Annotated in this window: 17 protein-coding genes and 3 tRNA genes; 13 read left to right on the top strand and 7 right to left on the bottom strand. The window is 52.6% G+C overall.

Annotation, left to right across the window (positions count from 1 at the left end):
• The first annotated feature begins 222 nt into the window (after positions 1–222).
• Positions 223–975 (top strand): helix-turn-helix domain-containing protein, encoded by a 753-nt coding sequence (locus tag ACZAHD_RS12710; RefSeq protein ID WP_462457092.1) that lies wholly within the window; start codon positions 223–225, stop codon positions 973–975.
• Positions 924–1,601 carry a DNA-binding transcriptional activator BglJ gene (gene bglJ, locus ACZAHD_RS12705; RefSeq protein WP_462457091.1) on the top strand — a complete coding sequence of 226 codons (678 nt, stop codon included), beginning with the start codon at positions 924–926 and terminating at the stop codon, positions 1,599–1,601. Before ACZAHD_RS12710 ends, bglJ begins: the two co-directional genes overlap by 52 nt.
• A gap of 16 nt (positions 1,602–1,617) precedes the next feature.
• On the opposite strand, the gene ACZAHD_RS12700 is transcribed toward bglJ, so the two are convergent.
• Positions 1,618–2,076, bottom strand: coding sequence for a YbaK/EbsC family protein (locus ACZAHD_RS12700; RefSeq protein ID WP_462457090.1), 459 nt, complete (start codon positions 2,074–2,076; stop codon positions 1,618–1,620).
• A gap of 339 nt (positions 2,077–2,415) precedes the next feature.
• Here ACZAHD_RS12700 and ACZAHD_RS12695 point away from each other — a divergent pair, with 339 nt between their 5' ends.
• A complete protein-coding gene (locus ACZAHD_RS12695) occupies positions 2,416–3,759 on the top strand; it encodes a PTS sugar transporter subunit IIC (protein WP_462457089.1) in 1,344 nt (447 codons plus the stop codon).
• Between the two features lie 43 nt (positions 3,760–3,802).
• Here the strand turns inward: ACZAHD_RS12695 and fhuF are convergent, their stop codons facing one another.
• Positions 3,803–4,591 carry a siderophore-iron reductase FhuF gene (fhuF, locus tag ACZAHD_RS12690; protein ID WP_462457088.1) on the bottom strand — a complete coding sequence of 263 codons (789 nt, stop codon included), beginning with the start codon at positions 4,589–4,591 and terminating at the stop codon, positions 3,803–3,805.
• 112 nt (positions 4,592–4,703) lie between these two features.
• On the bottom strand, positions 4,704–5,750 hold the full coding sequence (locus ACZAHD_RS12685) for a GGDEF domain-containing protein (protein ID WP_462457104.1): 1,047 nt from the start codon (positions 5,748–5,750) through the stop codon (positions 4,704–4,706).
• A gap of 263 nt (positions 5,751–6,013) precedes the next feature.
• Here ACZAHD_RS12685 and ACZAHD_RS12680 point away from each other — a divergent pair, with 263 nt between their 5' ends.
• A complete protein-coding gene (locus ACZAHD_RS12680) occupies positions 6,014–6,253 on the top strand; it encodes a DUF1435 domain-containing protein (protein ID WP_462457087.1) in 240 nt (79 codons plus the stop codon).
• A 21-nt stretch (positions 6,254–6,274) separates the two neighbouring features.
• Here the strand turns inward: ACZAHD_RS12680 and ACZAHD_RS12675 are convergent.
• The 4 genes from ACZAHD_RS12675 to rsmC all read right to left on the bottom strand — a co-directional run bounded on the left by ACZAHD_RS12675 (position 6,275) and on the right by rsmC (position 7,784).
• A tRNA-Leu gene (locus ACZAHD_RS12675) sits at positions 6,275–6,361 on the bottom strand.
• Positions 6,362–6,392: 31 nt separating this feature from the next.
• Positions 6,393–6,479 (bottom strand) — tRNA-Leu (locus ACZAHD_RS12670).
• Positions 6,480–6,507: 28 nt separating this feature from the next.
• Positions 6,508–6,594, bottom strand: a tRNA-Leu gene (locus ACZAHD_RS12665).
• A 161-nt stretch (positions 6,595–6,755) separates the two neighbouring features.
• Complete coding sequence (rsmC, locus tag ACZAHD_RS12660; RefSeq protein WP_462457086.1) at positions 6,756–7,784, bottom strand: 16S rRNA (guanine(1207)-N(2))-methyltransferase RsmC; 1,029 nt, start codon at positions 7,782–7,784, stop codon at positions 6,756–6,758.
• Positions 7,785–7,990: 206 nt separating this feature from the next.
• Here rsmC and ACZAHD_RS12655 point away from each other — a divergent pair, with 206 nt between their 5' ends.
• The 9 genes from ACZAHD_RS12655 to deoC all read left to right on the top strand — a co-directional run.
• A complete protein-coding gene (locus tag ACZAHD_RS12655; RefSeq protein ID WP_462457085.1) occupies positions 7,991–8,404 on the top strand; it encodes a DNA polymerase III subunit psi in 414 nt (137 codons plus the stop codon).
• Positions 8,373–8,819: a ribosomal protein S18-alanine N-acetyltransferase gene (gene rimI / locus ACZAHD_RS12650; RefSeq protein WP_462457084.1), complete on the top strand. Its 447-nt coding sequence runs from the start codon at positions 8,373–8,375 to the stop codon at positions 8,817–8,819. The genes ACZAHD_RS12655 and rimI overlap by 32 nt, the downstream gene beginning before the upstream one ends.
• A 101-nt stretch (positions 8,820–8,920) precedes the next feature.
• The gene (gene yjjG, locus ACZAHD_RS12645; RefSeq protein ID WP_462457103.1) at positions 8,921–9,598 is read left to right on the top strand and encodes a pyrimidine 5'-nucleotidase; all 678 of its coding nucleotides are present in this window, start codon (positions 8,921–8,923) and stop codon (positions 9,596–9,598) included.
• Positions 9,599–9,689: 91 nt separating this feature from the next.
• Positions 9,690–11,279 carry a peptide chain release factor 3 gene (prfC, locus tag ACZAHD_RS12640; protein WP_462457083.1) on the top strand — a complete coding sequence of 530 codons (1,590 nt, stop codon included), beginning with the start codon at positions 9,690–9,692 and terminating at the stop codon, positions 11,277–11,279.
• A 218-nt stretch (positions 11,280–11,497) separates the two neighbouring features.
• Complete coding sequence (gene osmY / locus ACZAHD_RS12635) at positions 11,498–12,109, top strand: molecular chaperone OsmY (protein ID WP_462457082.1); 612 nt, start codon at positions 11,498–11,500, stop codon at positions 12,107–12,109.
• 254 nt (positions 12,110–12,363) lie between these two features.
• A complete protein-coding gene (locus tag ACZAHD_RS12630) occupies positions 12,364–12,525 on the top strand; it encodes a DUF1328 domain-containing protein (RefSeq protein ID WP_004857650.1) in 162 nt (53 codons plus the stop codon).
• A 249-nt stretch (positions 12,526–12,774) separates the two neighbouring features.
• On the top strand, positions 12,775–13,848 hold the full coding sequence (locus ACZAHD_RS12625; protein ID WP_462457081.1) for a patatin-like phospholipase family protein: 1,074 nt from the start codon (positions 12,775–12,777) through the stop codon (positions 13,846–13,848).
• Entirely contained in the window at positions 13,845–14,624 is a 780-nt protein-coding gene (locus ACZAHD_RS12620) for a TatD family hydrolase (RefSeq protein ID WP_462457080.1), read from the top strand. Before ACZAHD_RS12625 ends, ACZAHD_RS12620 begins: the two co-directional genes overlap by 4 nt.
• Positions 14,625–15,125: 501 nt before the next feature.
• A partial coding sequence (gene deoC, locus ACZAHD_RS12615) for a deoxyribose-phosphate aldolase (protein ID WP_462457079.1) occupies positions 15,126–15,796 on the top strand: 671 nt, incomplete at its 3' end.

The raw sequence follows: 15,796 nt of genomic DNA, 5'->3' as shown, positions 1-15,796 counted from the left end.
TGATTTCATTTTTTCTAATTTATTGTTGGTCTTTATGTATGCTAATGTCGTTTATCGCTAAGGCCAGCAATGGTATTCCCCACACTAAAATTTGGTACAGAGCGTAGGGCCGAAACGTTCGCCAGGGGTGATACAGATTCACCTGGCAAAATAATATTATGGTTGCCAGGGAGCCATCTGTTTTATGCCAGACGTGAATCTTCTACAGAAAACGGAGGATTTATGTTACCAGGACATGAGCAGTGCGGCGTCATTATCAGCAAAATTCCGGTTATGCAGTCCGGCTTAAAAACAATCACCAGTGAATGTCTCCCCGACTATACATTCAGCTGCTGCCCTTCGCCGGAGGCGCTCAAGCTAAGCGAACTGGGTAGAATCCGGCTGGTTATTGTCGACTTGTCTGGTGATCTCAGCCAACCTCAGGAAGTTTGTGAAGATTATTGTTTTTTAATGGCTCAGTATAAAGATATTCATTGGGTTTATATTGTCGGGTGTGCCAGCGATCGTGAGGCCCAGATATTTTTAGCCCGCGATAACAGTACATTAGTTTCTGACATGGCGCCGGTGGTGCGTCTGGGTGCAGCGATATGCACGGCAGGGGCGAGGCGCCCGGAGGATTTGTCTGCCACGAATGCTAAAGCGACTTTTCTCAATACGCAAACCGATAATGTGCCGACGAGCCCGGAAATGATAAGCACGTTGACTTTATCTGAGCGCAAGGTTTTACGGCTTCTGGCGAAGGGCTGGGAAATTAATCAAATAGCTTCATTATTGAAAAAAAGTAATAAGACGATTAGCGCACAAAAGAATAGCGCGATGCGCCGTTTATCTTTGAATGGTAATGCGCAGATGTATGCCTGGATTAATAGCGAACAAGGGATGAAAGAGCTGAATATATACTCAGGACACGGAGAGCAGCAGGAATGGATAAGTGCAACGAAGCGCAGCGTATTGCTGTCGTCGAACAGTGCGTAATGACCGAGACGGCGCTTCGTTTTATCTTAAACGATCGTTATAACGAAAATGTGTGTATTTATTTTTTTAAAGATGTTCAGTCATTGGCGCAAACGTTGAATATCAGGCATGTTACTGCGATCATTTTTTCACTTTCCGGTCATCGTCAACCGCGACTGGAAAGTTTGCTTTTCTTTCAGAAGGTTGCTTATACCCACCCGGATGTTCTGCGAATTATTATGGCAAACAGCCGAGGAGAGTGTGACTTAATTAATCAGCTGGTGCCTTTTCATCTGCACGGCGTTTTAAATAAAGCCAGTGGTTGTGAAACGTTACAGGAGCAGTTATTTCGACTACTTGCCCAACAAATGCCACCGATTGACGAACCTTCCAGCCGGAAAGTGCTCCGCGGTCATCGCCTCAGTTCAATAGAGCAAGCAATTCTACACTATATAGCCTGTGGCTATTCATTGTCAGAGATAGCGGCTCAGATGGACCGGGATATCAAAACCATCCGCGCGCACAAGTACAATATGATGCTCAGGCTGGGTATCAACTCCGCTCTCGGGCTGCTAAGCGCGGCCGATATTCTTATCCATTTCCCGCCACCGGGCAGCGAAGACGCCGTGAGGGGAGGGAGAGCGTAGCTGTGCTTGAGGAGTTCTACTGGCAAACATCAATCCAGGTGGCTTCGGTCAACTGGGCCATTCTGTCTGGTGAAATGCGTACTGCGCTATGGATAGCTCCTGCAGCCGGTAAGACTTCCGGGTACTGTTTTAAGGAAACATCACAGTAGATCGCCAGCGGGTTTTCCAGCCCGAAAGGGCACACGCCGCCCACCGGATGCCCGGTCAACATCACGACCTCGTCGCTACTGAGCATGCGCGCTTTCGCGCCAAATGCATCCTTCAGTTTTTTATTATCCAGCCGGGCATTGCCGCTGGCGACGACAAGGATCACCTGTTCTTTCACTTTTAACGAAAGGGTCTTGGCGATTTGACCTGGTTCAACATGATGCGCGGCGGCTGCCAGGGCAACGGTGGCCGTGCTTTGATTCAGCTCGATGATGTCGATATCGGGGGCATGTTCGGCAAAAAACTGCCGCACGGACTGCAGGCTCATTGGGATCTCCTGATGAATGACCGATTTAATCTGTCACAAGCCCGGGGGAGTGTAAATATTGTTGATGGCGAATCAGGAATTATTCCAATTTGTGGATCTTCTTCACAATCACCGTAACCGGTTACTGTAACCGGTTGCTGTTCTGCTCGCTCAGATGAATACTGGATGGGTAACTTCCCTGTATCACATATAACAAAGAGCCGTGTATGAATCGTGCTGACTTGAGCAGTATAGAAAATGGAATGGCCGGCGTGGTTGTCCGTTCACAGAACATCTTTCATCACAACGGCAGAATAATCGTTGTTGGGCCAGTATCTAAAGCTTGTCAGGAGGGCTGCTATGTCTGCTAACCATGCTGCGTTTAATCTGATATTCCGCTTTGTAGAGAATTATATAAGTCCTGTCGCCGGGCGAATCTCGTCACAGCGCCACGTGATGGCTATCCGTGACGGTTTCATCTCGGCGATGCCGTTTATGATTGTCGGGTCATTCTTGCTGGTCTTTGCCTATCCGCCGTTTTCGCCAGATACCACCTGGGGGTTTGCGCGTACCTGGCTGGATTTGGCGAAACAGTTTGAAGGGCGTATTCTGACGCCGTTCGATATGACGATGGGCATTATGTCTATCTACATTTGTGCCGCGATCTCTTATAACCTCGGCAAGCACTATGAGAAGACCAACCAACTCGATCCTTTCATGTGTAGCATGTTGTCCATCATGGCTTTTCTGCTGGTGGCGGCGCCAAAAACGAACGGCACCCTGCCGGTCGATAGCCTTGGCGGCACGGGAATTTTTACGGCGATTCTGGTGGCAGTGTACTGCGTTGAAATGATGCGTTTCCTGAAGGCGCACAATATCGGCATTCGTCTGCCGGATCAGGTGCCGCCGATGATCAAAAACTCCTTTGATCTGCTCATTCCGGTGCTGGTGGTGGTGGTGACGCTCTATCCGCTCAGCCTGTTGATTCAGCACCATTTTGACATGCTTATTCCGCAGGCCATCATGGCCATCTTTAAACCCCTGGTATCCGCAGCGGACTCGCTGCCGGCGATTTTACTGGCGGTGCTGATCGGCCATTTGCTGTGGTTCGCCGGGATCCACGGCGCGGCGATTGTGTCGGGCATGCTGCAAATGTTCTGGCTGACCAACCTGGGGATGAACCAGCAGGCGCTGGCTCAGGGCGCGCCGCTGCCGCATATCTTTATGGAGGCGTTCTGGACCTTCTTTATTGTTATCGGGGGGTCGGGTGCCACCATGGGTCTGGTCTTCTGTTACCTGCGTAGCCGGTCGGCGCATCTGCGTTCAATCGGTCGACTGAGCGTAGTGCCAAGCCTGTTTAACATTAACGAGCCGGTTATTTTCGGCACGCCTATCGTTATGAACCCGGTGTTCTTTATTCCGTTCCTGCTGGCGCCGATGGTGAACGCAGTACTGGCCTGGGCGGCGATGAAGATGGATCTGATTGGGCGAGTGATTTCAGTTGTACCGTGGACGGCTCCGGCGCCAATTGGCGGCGCGTGGGCATTAGGCTGGGATTTCCGTGCGGCAATACTGGTGATTATTCTGGCCTGTGTCTCCGCGATTATCTACTTCCCGTTCTTTAAGGTATATGAGAAACAGCTGTTGGCGCAGGAGGCTGAAGAGGCTGAGCGCATGGCGGAAGAGAGCCGGCAGACAGCATAAAATAACCTGCGGGCGGTCCGAACGCCGCCCGCCGTGAATGGCATTATTTCAGCGTACAGTCTCCGCACTGATGAACCTCGGGCAGACGATTACGTTGACAGCAGGTCCGTCGCACCAATAAGCCTTCCCGCAAAATGACCGTTCGCCACAGCGGATTGTCCTGGCCATCAGCAAACTGTTTTTCAAAGAAGCAGTGTTGACGGAGGGCGGCAACCTGTTCGTCACCCAGCAGCGCTTTCATTTCCCCCAGATACCAGTTGATCAGATAGCCGGTATTGCTCCAGATAAGTTTGCCATTGATATCTCCGGTTCCTTCCAGTGCCTGTACTACAGGCTGCAGCGCGTTGGTCACCAGCGTTTCCATACGCGTTTGCGGCGAATGGGTTCTGGCAGAGGCATCCACACTGACATCGATCCAGAAGCCGGCCGCGCGGCCCGTTTCGTGAAATTCAACGCGGAAACGCTCCGGCGCGACGCTGATGGCGCGCTTTTCACTGAGCAGTGCCAGCATCAGCGGTGGCACCAGCAGGCCGATGTACCATTGTGCCCAAAGTGAAAGCAGCGGCTTCTGTTCACGCGGCATCGTCGGTTGGTTGCGATAGATATGATCGGACCAGGTTGCCAGCAGGGAGCTGAGTACCGTGGGCGCTGACCATTCAGCGAGCGTCAATGCATAGGGTGGGGCCTCTTCATCGAGGTGGAGAAAATCCAACAGATGAGGACGAAGGGCGATGATTTTTTCCCGAATCGCATTCGCTAACGCATCTTCAGCCGGCAGCAACGGTGCCTGCCAGATGATGTTATTGCTGAATGAAGCCGAACGGTAAGCCATCAAATCGCCAGATATGAATCTAAATGATAATGATTACTGATACTAGTTAGTTGTCCGGACGATGGCAAGAAATTTGTCTGCGGCGCGTGCTCTGTATCACACGGCGGCGGGATTAACTGGCGAGGATAAGGTTGCGTCCCTGGCCTTTTGCTTCGTAGAGCGCCGTATCGGCTCTTTTCAGGGCGCCATCGATATCGGAATCCATGAGGGGCGTCATGCCAATACTGATGGTGACATTGGTGGCGACGCTTTCATTAAACATATGGGGAATTTTCAAATCGTAGACCTGCTGGCGGATACGTTCTGCGGCCAGAGAAGCCGCTTCTGGCGTGCAGTTTGTTAACAGCACCATAAACTCTTCGCCACCAAAGCGCGCGACGATATCACGCGATCGTACGGCGTTGCGAATGGCGGCGGAGACCTGAATCAACGCCTGATCGCCCATCATATGACCGTAGTGATCGTTGTAGGCTTTAAAGTGGTCAATATCCAGTAGCAGCACATGATGCCCACTGTCACTCACCGCCAGAAGGGTATCCAGGCGGTTCTGCAGGCCGCGCCGGTTATATAAGCCGGTGAGAGGGTCCAGCATACTCAGATCGTTCAGGGTGTTGCGTTCCCGCAGCAATTTATCCAACAGCCCTTGGGTGAAGGCATCGCTGCGTTTTTGAACGATACCCTGTAGCGTAATGCCGGCAACGGGGAGCGTGAGACAATACAACATACGTAACCACTGCTCACCTTCGGAAAGGAACAGACAGGCGATAAACGTGGGTAAGGAGTGCAGGGTAAAGGCAATGATATTATTGGGGAATGCGATAGCGCCAATAAATAATATGCTTAATAACGCAATGACCAGAAAGTTAAAATGGGGCTCTGGCAGTGACAAGGCTTTTTCTGTTATATGCGACGCCCATAGCACACCAAATACCAGAGAAATAAAAAGAATATTTATTTTTCGCTGCGAAAACTTCCAGTGCCATAGCGTCAGGGCGGCGCTAAGAATAACGAGCAGGATGCAAGGTAGGGTAAAGCTGGCGGGGGTATAGAGCGGACTGACCAGTGATAAAACCGCTGAAATAAAATTCAGCAGCAAAAAGAGCCGTAAGGAATATTGATATTTTTTGTCATAATGTTTTTGCCAGGATTGCGCAGTCATATTGGGCGTGTCGTTATTAGTCATTAAATTTCAAAATGATGGCTGCCAAAAATGAACGATGAAAGGCACTACACAGAGTGCGGTTTTTTGCAAAATAATCAAATATTTTAATGCATTAGTATAGCTCGCTTAATTTATCACCTTCACCAATCTATGTCATCAGGCCGAACGTAAAGAACGAAATATCCTGATGGGCAAATCATGACAAATGATAAATACTATCATATGATATTGGTTATCATTATCGATTGTGTGGGGGAGACATGTTGCAGCGAGCTTTGGGCAGTGGATGGGCGGTGCTGCTTCCTGGCATACTGGTTGCTGTACTGGGAGGGGCTGGTCTGTCGGTAGATGCCTGGCGTGGGCTGGTCACGATCGGGCTATTGATGTCGGCATTGATGATTTGGCACCGACGCTTACGGCATTTCGTACTGTTGCCGTCATGTGTGGCGTTAATCAGCGGGATTATGCTGATGGCGTTGAATTTGAAGCTGATGGATTAATACAGAGAAGGGTAAGAATATTGGTGCGAGGGGGGGGACTTGAACCCCCACGTCCGTAAGGACACTAACACCTGAAGCTAGCGCGTCTACCAATTCCGCCACCTTCGCACAGTATTCTTAATTTTTGATATCGCCTCGTTGGTGCGAGGGGGGGGACTTGAACCCCCACGTCCGTAAGAACACTAACACCTGAAGCTAGCGCGTCTACCAATTCCGCCACCTTCGCACAGTGCGAGCGATATCTGTGTGGTTTATGGTGCGAGGGGGGGGACTTGAACCCCCACGTCCGTAAGGACACTAACACCTGAAGCTAGCGCGTCTACCAATTCCGCCACCTTCGCATACCATCGACACCAAAGTATCGTTACCACGGAGGCGCATTCTAGTGGTTTTCAGCTATTCGTCAATAGTTAATTGTGTGGCCTGGATTGATTGTTGCAAAAATGGTCGAATTTGAGGGGGGCCGGCGGCAGGGTTGCCCGGCCGCCGGAGAAGACAAAAATTATTTTTTCGCCTGACGGGTCATGACGGTACGGTAAACCTTAAAGCGGCCAGTTTGGGCAATCACTTCGTGGAAGCCGAAGACTTCATCCAGCACATCCGGATACGGCAGGAAGGCGTTGGCGACAATACGCAGTTCCCCGCCGCTATTCAGATGGCGCACCGCGCCGCGAATCAGCGTTTGCGCGGCTTCCTGGCTGGTCTGCAGGCCATCGTGGAACGGCGGGTTGGAGATAATCATGTCGAAACGACCGTTCACTTCGGAGAATACATTGCTGGCGAACACGTCACCTTCAATGCCGTTGGCAGCGAGCGTTGCGCGGCTCGCTTCGACCGCCGGTGCGCTGACGTCGCAGAGCGTCAGGCGGACCTTCGGCGAGTGGCTGGCCAGTACGGTCGCCAGCACGCCTGCGCCGCAGCCGACATCGAGGACTTTACCCTTGGTGTGTGGCGTCAGCGTTGAGAGCAACAACTGGCTGCCAATGTCCAGCCCGTCACGGCTAAATACCCCTGGCAGCGTTTTAATGGTCAGATTTTCCAGCGGGTATTCGCCCCAGTACTGTTGCGGATCGAACGTTGGTTGTTTTTCCAGACGCCCGTGATACAGCCCACAGCGACGTGCGCTGTCCACTTTCGCTAGGGGGACATATTCGGCCAGCATCTGTTCGGCGCTGCGAACACCGCTGCGGTTTTCACCGACGACGAAAACGTCAATCCCGACCGGCAACAGCGATAGCAGATTCATCAGCTGAAACTGCGCTTCCGGTTTGTTCTTGGGCCAGTAGTAGATCAGCGTGTCGCAATCGGCAACATCGCTGGCTTCGGCTACCAGGCTAAAACGAACGTTTTCGCCCATCTGGCCGTTCAGGGCTTGCCAGTGGTGAAACTGCTGGGTGTGGGCCCGACTGGCCGCGGTATCCAGACGTGCGGGCAGGTCATCCTGCAGGTCACCGGCAAACAGAACGCGTGCGGGTTCGAAATCATCACTGTGGCGCAGCAAGACTTCACTTGCCGGGGTAAAAGCAGACATGAAACACTCCTTCATTAAGACTGGCGCCGATTATACACGTTATCCAAAATGCTGCCTCTTTGTTGGCACCGCATGGAGATGCCAGTGCGCGGATAACGCTTTGCACGTCATCTCTGAGCGAACGGCGGGCGAGTCATATGGAGTTTGTTGGCGCAGATAAGCGGGATTTGCTATATTGCGCGCTAAATTAACCGGAGTGTTTCGTTATGACTTCCCGACGAGAGTGGCAATTACAGCAACTGGGTATTACCCAGTGGTCGCTGCGTCGCCCCGGGGCGTTACAGGGTGAAATCGCTATCTCGCTTGCCGGGCATATTCGGTTGGTGATGGTGGCGGAAAATCCGCCGTCACTGACTGAACCGCTCATCAGCGATATTTTACGTGCTCTGGCGCTGTCGCCGGATCAGGTACTGCAGCTCACCCCGGATCGCGTGGCTATGTTGCCGCAGGATAGCCGCTGCAACAGCTGGCGACTGGGCACTGATGCACCGTTACTGCTGGCGGGCGCGCAGGTTTCGACGCCCGCTTTTGATGAACTCCAGACCAGCGCGCCTGCCCGTATGGCGCTCTGGCAACAAATCTGCGCTCATGAACACGATTTCTACCCTCAACACGGCTGATTTGCCCCGTGCCTGGCAAATAGAACAACGCGCCCACGCTTTTCCGTGGAGCGAACAAACCTTTGCCAGTAATCAGGGGGAGCGTTATCTGAACCTTCAACTGACGGTTGATGGCGAGATGGCGGCCTTCGCAATTACGCAAATTGTCCTGGATGAGGCAACGCTGTTTAACATCGCCGTCGATCCGGCGTTTCAGCGGCGTGGCTTTGGGCGAGCGCTGCTTGAACAGGTGATTGATGAGGTCGAGAAACGCGGGGTCGTGACTTTGTGGCTGGAGGTGCGTGCGTCGAACGTAGCCGCTATCGCACTTTACGAGAGCGTCGGTTTTAACGAGGCGACCATTCGTCGCCGCTATTATCCGACGGCCGACGGACGTGAGGATGCGATCATAATGGCGTTGCCAGTCAGTATGTAACAGCCTATCCGATAGGCTTTTTTCAGGGTAAGTCTGACGCTGCGATGTTCAGACCTGCTGTAATAAGACGCCTTTGGGGCGGGCAATGACAGGGTGAGATGATGAAGTGGGACTGGATTTTCTTTGATGCCGACGAAACGCTGTTTACGTTTGATTCTTTTACCGGTTTGCAGCGAATGTTTCTCGACTATAGCGTGACCTTTAGCGCCGAAGATTTTCAGGACTATCAGGCCGTGAATAAGCCACTGTGGGTGGATTATCAAAACGGTACGATCACTTCGCTGCAGCTGCAACATCAGCGTTTTAATAGCTGGGCGGAGCGCCTCAGCGTGCAGCCGGGCGAACTCAACGACGCTTTTATGAATGCGATGGCCGAGATCTGCTCGCCGCTGCCGGGGGCGGTATCGCTGCTGAATGCGCTGCAGGGGAAGGTGAAGATGGGGATCATCACCAACGGGTTTACCTCGCTGCAACAGATCCGTCTGGAGCGCACCGGCTTACGCGATCACTTTGATTTATTGATTATTTCTGAAGAGGTCGGGGTGGCGAAGCCGGACGCGCGCATTTTCGAATACGCGCTGGCGCAGGCGGGTCATCCCGATCGTTCACGCGTACTGATGGTCGGCGATACGGCAGAGTCCGATATCCGCGGCGGGATGAATGCTGGTCTTGCCACCTGCTGGCTGAACGCCCATCAGCGCGAATTGCCTGCGGATCTTCACCCCGACTGGACGGTGACCTCTTTAAGCGACCTGGAGCAACTCCTGTGTAAACACTGATTGCCTCCCCCCCATTGATGGGTAAAATAGCCGCAATTTTTCGTATTCCACATGCGTGGCCGGTTGCCGCGTTTACTAAGAAGAATCAATTATGACGTTGTCTCCTTATCTGCAAGAGGTGGCTAAACGCCGCACTTTTGCCATTATCTCTCACCCGGATGCCGGTAAAACGACCATCACCGAGAAGGTATTACTGTTCGGACAGGCGATTCAGACCGCCGGTACTGTTAAAGGCCGTGGTTCCAGCCAGCATGCCAAATCAGACTGGATGGAGATGGAAAAGCAGCGTGGTATCTCCATTACCACATCGGTGATGCAGTTCCCGTATCGCAACAGTCTGGTTAACCTGCTGGATACCCCGGGACACGAAGACTTCTCCGAAGATACCTACCGTACTCTGACGGCGGTGGACTGCTGTCTGATGGTCATCGATGCGGCGAAAGGCGTTGAAGATCGTACCCGTAAGCTGATGGAAGTTACCCGTCTGCGCGATACGCCGATCCTGACGTTCATGAACAAACTTGACCGTGATATCCGCGATCCGATGGAGCTGCTGGATGAAGTGGAGAACGAGCTGCGTATTGCCTGCGCGCCGATCACCTGGCCGATTGGCTGCGGTAAGCTGTTTAAGGGCGTGTACCATCTCTACAAAGATGAGACCTATCTGTATCAGACCGGTAAGGGTCACACCATTCAGGAAGTGCGGATCGTGAAAGGGTTGAATAACCCGGATCTCGATCGGGCGGTCGGTGAAGATCTGGCACAGCAGCTGCGCGATGAGCTGGAACTGGTGCAGGGTGCCTCAAACGAGTTTGATAAAGATCTGTTCCTCGCCGGCGAAATCACCCCGGTCTTCTTTGGTACGGCCTTAGGTAACTTCGGCGTGGACCATATGCTGGATGGCCTGGTTGAGTGGGCGCCGGCACCGATGCCGCGTAAAACCGATACCCGTGAAGTGACGGCGGAAGAGGAGAAATTTACCGGTTTCGTCTTTAAAATTCAGGCCAACATGGATCCGAAACACCGTGACCGGGTGGCCTTTATGCGCGTGGTGTCCGGTAAGTATGAAAAGGGCATGAAGCTGCGTCAGGTTCGAACGGGCAAAGATGTGGTGATTTCCGATGCGCTGACCTTTATGGCCGGCGACCGTTCCCATGTGGAGGAGGCCTGGCCGGGCGATATTATCGGTCTGCACAACCACGGTACGATTCAGATCGGCGATACCTTCACTCAGGGTGAAATGATGAAGTTCACCGGGATCCCGAACTTTGCACCGGAGCTGTTCCGTCGCATTCGACTGAAGGATCCGCTGAAGCAGAAACAGCTGCTGAAAGGGCTGGTACAGCTTTCTGAAGAGGGCGCGGTACAGGTCTTCCGTCCGATTGCCAATAACGACCTGATTGTCGGCGCGGTCGGTGTGCTGCAGTTTGATGTGGTTGTGGCTCGTCTGAAGAGTGAATACAACGTTGAAGCGATTTACGAATCGGTGAACGTGGCGACCGCGCGTTGGGTGGAGTCCACCGACGTGAAAAAATTCGAGGAATTTAAGCGAAAAAACGAAATTCAGCTGGCCCTCGATGGCGGTGATAATCTGACATATATCGCGCCAACTATGGTGAACCTGAATCTGACGCAGGAGCGCTATCCTGACGTTATATTCCGTAAAACTCGCGAGCACTAATCCCTTCCGGAGCGCGGCTCTCACCGCGCTCCACGCTATTTTTTCGTCGTTTCCAGCGTTATAGAAAGTTCTTAAAGATCCCCGTCAGCGTAACTTTTTGTGCATATTTTCCGTCTCTTTCATGACCTTCTACTATATTTAATAAGTAATTTTTAAGATTCTGGCTTAATAAGCTACTTATTTTGCTTTAGCAATATAGAAATAACGAGGACAGAGAGATGACAAGACTAAAGAATGCCGGGACGTTGCTGGCTCTCTTCTTAGGCTCAGCCATGATAAGCGCCTCGGCATATGCAGAAAATCCGACGGCGAACAGCGCACAATCGGTTGCCGCCAGTGCGGGCCAGGCCGTCGACAGCTCGCTGAATAAAGTCGGCGATTTTATGGATGACAGTACCATCACCGCCAGGGTAAAAGCGGCGCTGATTGACGATAAAAATATTCGCAGCAGCGATATCTCTGTAAAAACAGAGAATAAAGTGGTGACGCTGAGTGGCTCGGTTGACAGCGCGGGGCAAAAAGATCTGGCGGTAAACGCCGCGAAAACGGTCGAAGGCGTGACCACCGTGAATGACCAACTGCGCGTGGCCGAAGAAAAGTCTGCTAGCCTGAAGGGATACGCAGGTGATACGGCCATTACCAGCCAGGTCAAAGCCAAACTGTTGGCGGATGACATTGTGCCGTCGCGAAAAATAACGGTTGAAACCCGAGCGGGAACCGTACATTTATCCGGGACCGTTGATTCTCGTCAGCAGGCGGACCGTGCGGCAGACATTGCCAAAGCCGTTTCTGGTGTAAAAAACGTAGAAAATAATGTCAGCGTTAAATAATTCCACTCATTTAATAACGTTATTTCCCGCTAAATATTCAACTCGTTGAATGGCGCGTTGAATCACAGGTGGGAGGTAAACAAATGAATCCTCTGGCGCTTATTCAGGTCTTTTTATCGAGGAACACGGGCATCGCCCGATAACCAGCAATTCGACGTATGACGAGTTAAGAAAAAGAGCATTACAGGGTTGATTTATGCGCGGCCTGAGTGCGCAGAAAAGCGACCGTTATCCACTATGGTAAGGAGCACATTATGTTTCGATGGGGCATTATTTTTCTGGTCATTGCACTGATTGCTGCCGCGTTAGGATTTGGTAGCCTGGCGGGTACGGCTGCCTGGGCTGCAAAAATCGTCTTTGTCGTCGGTATTATTCTGTTCCTGGTTAGCCTGTTTACCGGGCGCCGGCGCCCATAGAAAGCGATCTTTCCCTGCCGCGCACGACGCGAAAGGTATTGTACTGACATAGCGTTTTACATAAAGCCAGTCCTCAGGACTGGCTTTCGTGGTTTCTGGGGGGTAATAATTGCAGAACGGCGCGGCGATGGACGCCAGGATTCCTGAGCGTTTGCGGGCGGTGAGCGCCGCCCGACGGGCCGGGAGCGCTGGGGGAGACCCCACCGGATTATTTTGGGCTGGTACAATAAAACATAACAGGAAAGCAGGGTGGGACATCGAATTCCCGTAACGCTTGGCAATATTGCGCCGTTGTCTGTCAAACCCTTTCTTCCGGGCAAGATTGGCCTTGTGTGCGAGGGGGGCGGCCAGCGAGGTATTTTTACCGCCGGAGTACTGGATGAGTTTATGCGCGCGGGATTCAACCCCTTTGACATTATGCTGGGGACATCCGCCGGGGCGCAAAACCTGTCGGCCTACATGTGCAACCAGCAAGGCTATGCCCGCAAGGTCATTACCCGTTACACCACGGCCCGGGAATTTTTCGATCCTATGCGTTTTGTCCGCGGCGGCAATCTTATCGATCTTGACTGGCTGGTGGAGACCGCGGCGCAAAAAATGCCGCTGGCGATGAGCTATGCGGAGGAGCAGTTCGCACAAGGGAAAGAGCTGTGGATGTGCGCCTGCCGGGGCGATGACTATACGCCAGATTATTTTGCTCCCACACAGGCGACGTGGCTCGATCTGATCCGCGCCTCCAGCGCGATCCCCGGTTTTTATCGCAGCGGTGTCATGCTGGACGGCATCAGCTATCTTGATGGCGGCGTCAGCGATGCGATTCCCGTGCAGGAGGCGGCCCGACGCGGGGCGCAAACCATCGTGGTTATCCGCACGGTGCCTTCACAGATGTTCTATACCCCACAGTGGTTTAAGCGAATGGAGCGTTGGCTGGGTGAAAGCAGTCTGCAGCCGTTTGTGAACCTGGTCCAGCATCACGAAGCCACCTATCGCGCCACTCAACAGTTTATTGAGAAGCCGCCGGGTAAGCTGCGAATCCTGGAAATTTATCCGCAGAAGCCGCTTAAAAGCATGGCGCTGGGAAGTCGTTTGCCGGCGCTGCTGGAAGATTACAAGACCGGGCGGCAGTGCGGGCGTTATTTCCTGGCGACGGTCGGCAAACTGCTGACCGACCGTCCGCCGCTGGTGCGTCATCTGCCGCGAGTCACGCAGCCCGCCTCGGTCGTGGTGCCGGCTGCTTCCGTCGCCAACGATTCTCACCCGGTCAACTTTGTTACCGCCCCGCAGGCCAATGATGCCAGCTTTGATAATGAGGATCTGGCATGACGTGGGCGTTTATCGATACACATTGTCATTTTGATTTTCCCCCCTTCGCTGGCCATGCAGTCGACAGTCTTGCCCGAGCGGCGAAAGCACGGGTGACGCAGATAATTGTTCCGGCCATTGAAGCGGAAAATTTCTCCCGCGTATTAGCGCTGGCGGAGCAGCATGAAGCGGTTTATGCCGCCGTGGGACTGCATCCCATTGCGATCGAACGGCATGATGAGCGCAGCCTTGCGCGGCTGGAAGAGTGTCTGCGCCAGCGGCACCGGAAGCTGGTCGCCGTGGGGGAGACGGGGCTCGATCTGTATCGTGAAGAGCCGCAATTTGAGCGCCAGTTGGTCATGCTGGAGGCGCAGTTGCGGCTGGCGAAGCGTTACGACCTGCCGGTGATTCTGCACTCCCGACGCACCCACGATAAGCTGGCGATGTTGTTGAAAAAACATGCGTTGCCGAGAACTGGCGTGGTGCATGGTTTCGCGGGAAGCCTGCAGCAGGCGGAACGCTTTGTGCAGTCTGGTTATAAAATTGGCGTCGGCGGGACCATAACCTATCCACGTGCCAGTAAAACGCGTGATGTGATGGCGCGTCTGCCGCTATCGGCACTGCTGCTGGAAACGGATGCGCCGGATATGCCGCTTAATGGCTTTCAGGGGCAGCCAAATCGGCCGGAGCAGGCGGCCCGTGTCTTTGCCTCATTATGTGAACTGCGGCAGGAACCTGCGGATGTTATTGCGAATGCGTTGATAAACAATACGAAAGCGTTGTTCTATACCTTGTGAGATGTCTGGCGTAGCGCACCATCAGTGATGTCGCTCGTGCGTCAACTGCGGTTAAGACATTGCGGCATCATTAATGGTGCTGGCCCACGACCTCGCTACCCGGATATCCTCCTTTCTGCCCTCGTCTTCTTTTGGATGTTATAATTCCATCACCTTCTTTTTTTTGTTAAAATTATTATTTTTCAATTATTTAATGGTTAATTTCCATTTTTAGCACAAAATGAATCCGCTTTTTTCGAGATTTTTTGTGGTTTTATGTTATTATTCTAACAATCTCTCGTGTCTGAGGATTCTGATTATGATTAAAGGAAATCAGGCGTTCTGAAGTGCAATATTGCATTTGTAATGGTGATTTACATCACGTTATTTGAGTGCAAATTCATCATTAGTTTTCATTAATTGTGATGAGTGTCGAAGTGTAACGGCGAGGTGATGTTACAATAGTAACAGACTCGCAAGGTGAAAAACTATTGAACCGGCAATTAGCCGTCGGAGTGTGAAATGACTGATTTATCTGCAAGCAGCCTGCGCGCGTTGAAACTGATGGACCTGACGACGCTGAATGACGATGACACCAATGAAAAGGTGATTGCTCTGTGCCATCAGGCAAAAACACCGGTAGGGAATACAGCGGCTGTCTGTATCTATCCGCGCTTTATCCCGATCGCCCGTAAGACGCTGAACGCGCAAGGCACCCCGGATATCCGTATCGCCACGGTCACCAACTTCCCGCATGGTAACGATGATATCGCTATCGCACTGGCGGAGACCCGTGCGGCTATCGCTTACGGCGCGGATGAAGTTGACGTGGTATTCCCGTATCGCGCGCTGATCGCAGGTAACGAGCAGGTCGGATTCGATCTGGTGAAAGCCTGTAAAGAGGCTTGCGCGGCGGCCAATGTGCTGTTGAAAGTGATTATCGAAACCGGTGAGCTGAAAGAAGAAGCGTTAATTCGTAAAGCTTCTGAAATTTCTATTAAAGCCGGGGCGGATTTCATCAAAACGTCGACCGGTAAAGTCCCGGTAAACGCGACGCCGGAAAGCGCACGTATCATGCTGGAAGTGATCCGCGATATGGGCGTACAGAAAACCGTTGGCTTTAAGCCAGCGGGCGGCGTCCGCAGCGCTGAAGATGCGCAACAGTTCCTGGCCATTGCCGATGAACTGTTCGG

This window comes from Raoultella sp., from assembly GCF_039594335.1.
Classification (GTDB): domain Bacteria; phylum Pseudomonadota; class Gammaproteobacteria; order Enterobacterales; family Enterobacteriaceae; genus Klebsiella.
This window is presented reverse-complemented; position numbering and strand designations above follow the sequence as displayed.

Bases quoted from the DNA above. Each gene is read 5' to 3' on its own strand.
- ACZAHD_RS12710 (WP_462457092.1), top strand. From the start codon at position 223: ATGTTACCAGGACATGAGCAGTGCGGCGTCATTATCAGCAAAATTCCG.
- bglJ (WP_462457091.1), top strand. From the start codon at position 924: ATGGATAAGTGCAACGAAGCGCAGCGTATTGCTGTCGTCGAACAGTGC.
- ACZAHD_RS12700 (WP_462457090.1), bottom strand. From the start codon at position 2,076: ATGAGCCTGCAGTCCGTGCGGCAGTTTTTTGCCGAACATGCCCCCGAT.
- ACZAHD_RS12695 (WP_462457089.1), top strand. From the start codon at position 2,416: ATGTCTGCTAACCATGCTGCGTTTAATCTGATATTCCGCTTTGTAGAG.
- fhuF (WP_462457088.1), bottom strand. From the start codon at position 4,591: ATGGCTTACCGTTCGGCTTCATTCAGCAATAACATCATCTGGCAGGCA.
- ACZAHD_RS12685 (WP_462457104.1), bottom strand. From the start codon at position 5,750: ATGACTGCGCAATCCTGGCAAAAACATTATGACAAAAAATATCAATAT.
- ACZAHD_RS12680 (WP_462457087.1), top strand. From the start codon at position 6,014: ATGTTGCAGCGAGCTTTGGGCAGTGGATGGGCGGTGCTGCTTCCTGGC.
- rsmC (WP_462457086.1), bottom strand. From the start codon at position 7,784: ATGTCTGCTTTTACCCCGGCAAGTGAAGTCTTGCTGCGCCACAGTGAT.
- ACZAHD_RS12655 (WP_462457085.1), top strand. From the start codon at position 7,991: ATGACTTCCCGACGAGAGTGGCAATTACAGCAACTGGGTATTACCCAG.
- rimI (WP_462457084.1), top strand. From the start codon at position 8,373: ATGAACACGATTTCTACCCTCAACACGGCTGATTTGCCCCGTGCCTGG.
- yjjG (WP_462457103.1), top strand. From the start codon at position 8,921: ATGAAGTGGGACTGGATTTTCTTTGATGCCGACGAAACGCTGTTTACG.
- prfC (WP_462457083.1), top strand. From the start codon at position 9,690: ATGACGTTGTCTCCTTATCTGCAAGAGGTGGCTAAACGCCGCACTTTT.
- osmY (WP_462457082.1), top strand. From the start codon at position 11,498: ATGACAAGACTAAAGAATGCCGGGACGTTGCTGGCTCTCTTCTTAGGC.
- ACZAHD_RS12630 (WP_004857650.1), top strand. From the start codon at position 12,364: ATGTTTCGATGGGGCATTATTTTTCTGGTCATTGCACTGATTGCTGCC.
- ACZAHD_RS12620 (WP_462457080.1), top strand. From the start codon at position 13,845: ATGACGTGGGCGTTTATCGATACACATTGTCATTTTGATTTTCCCCCC.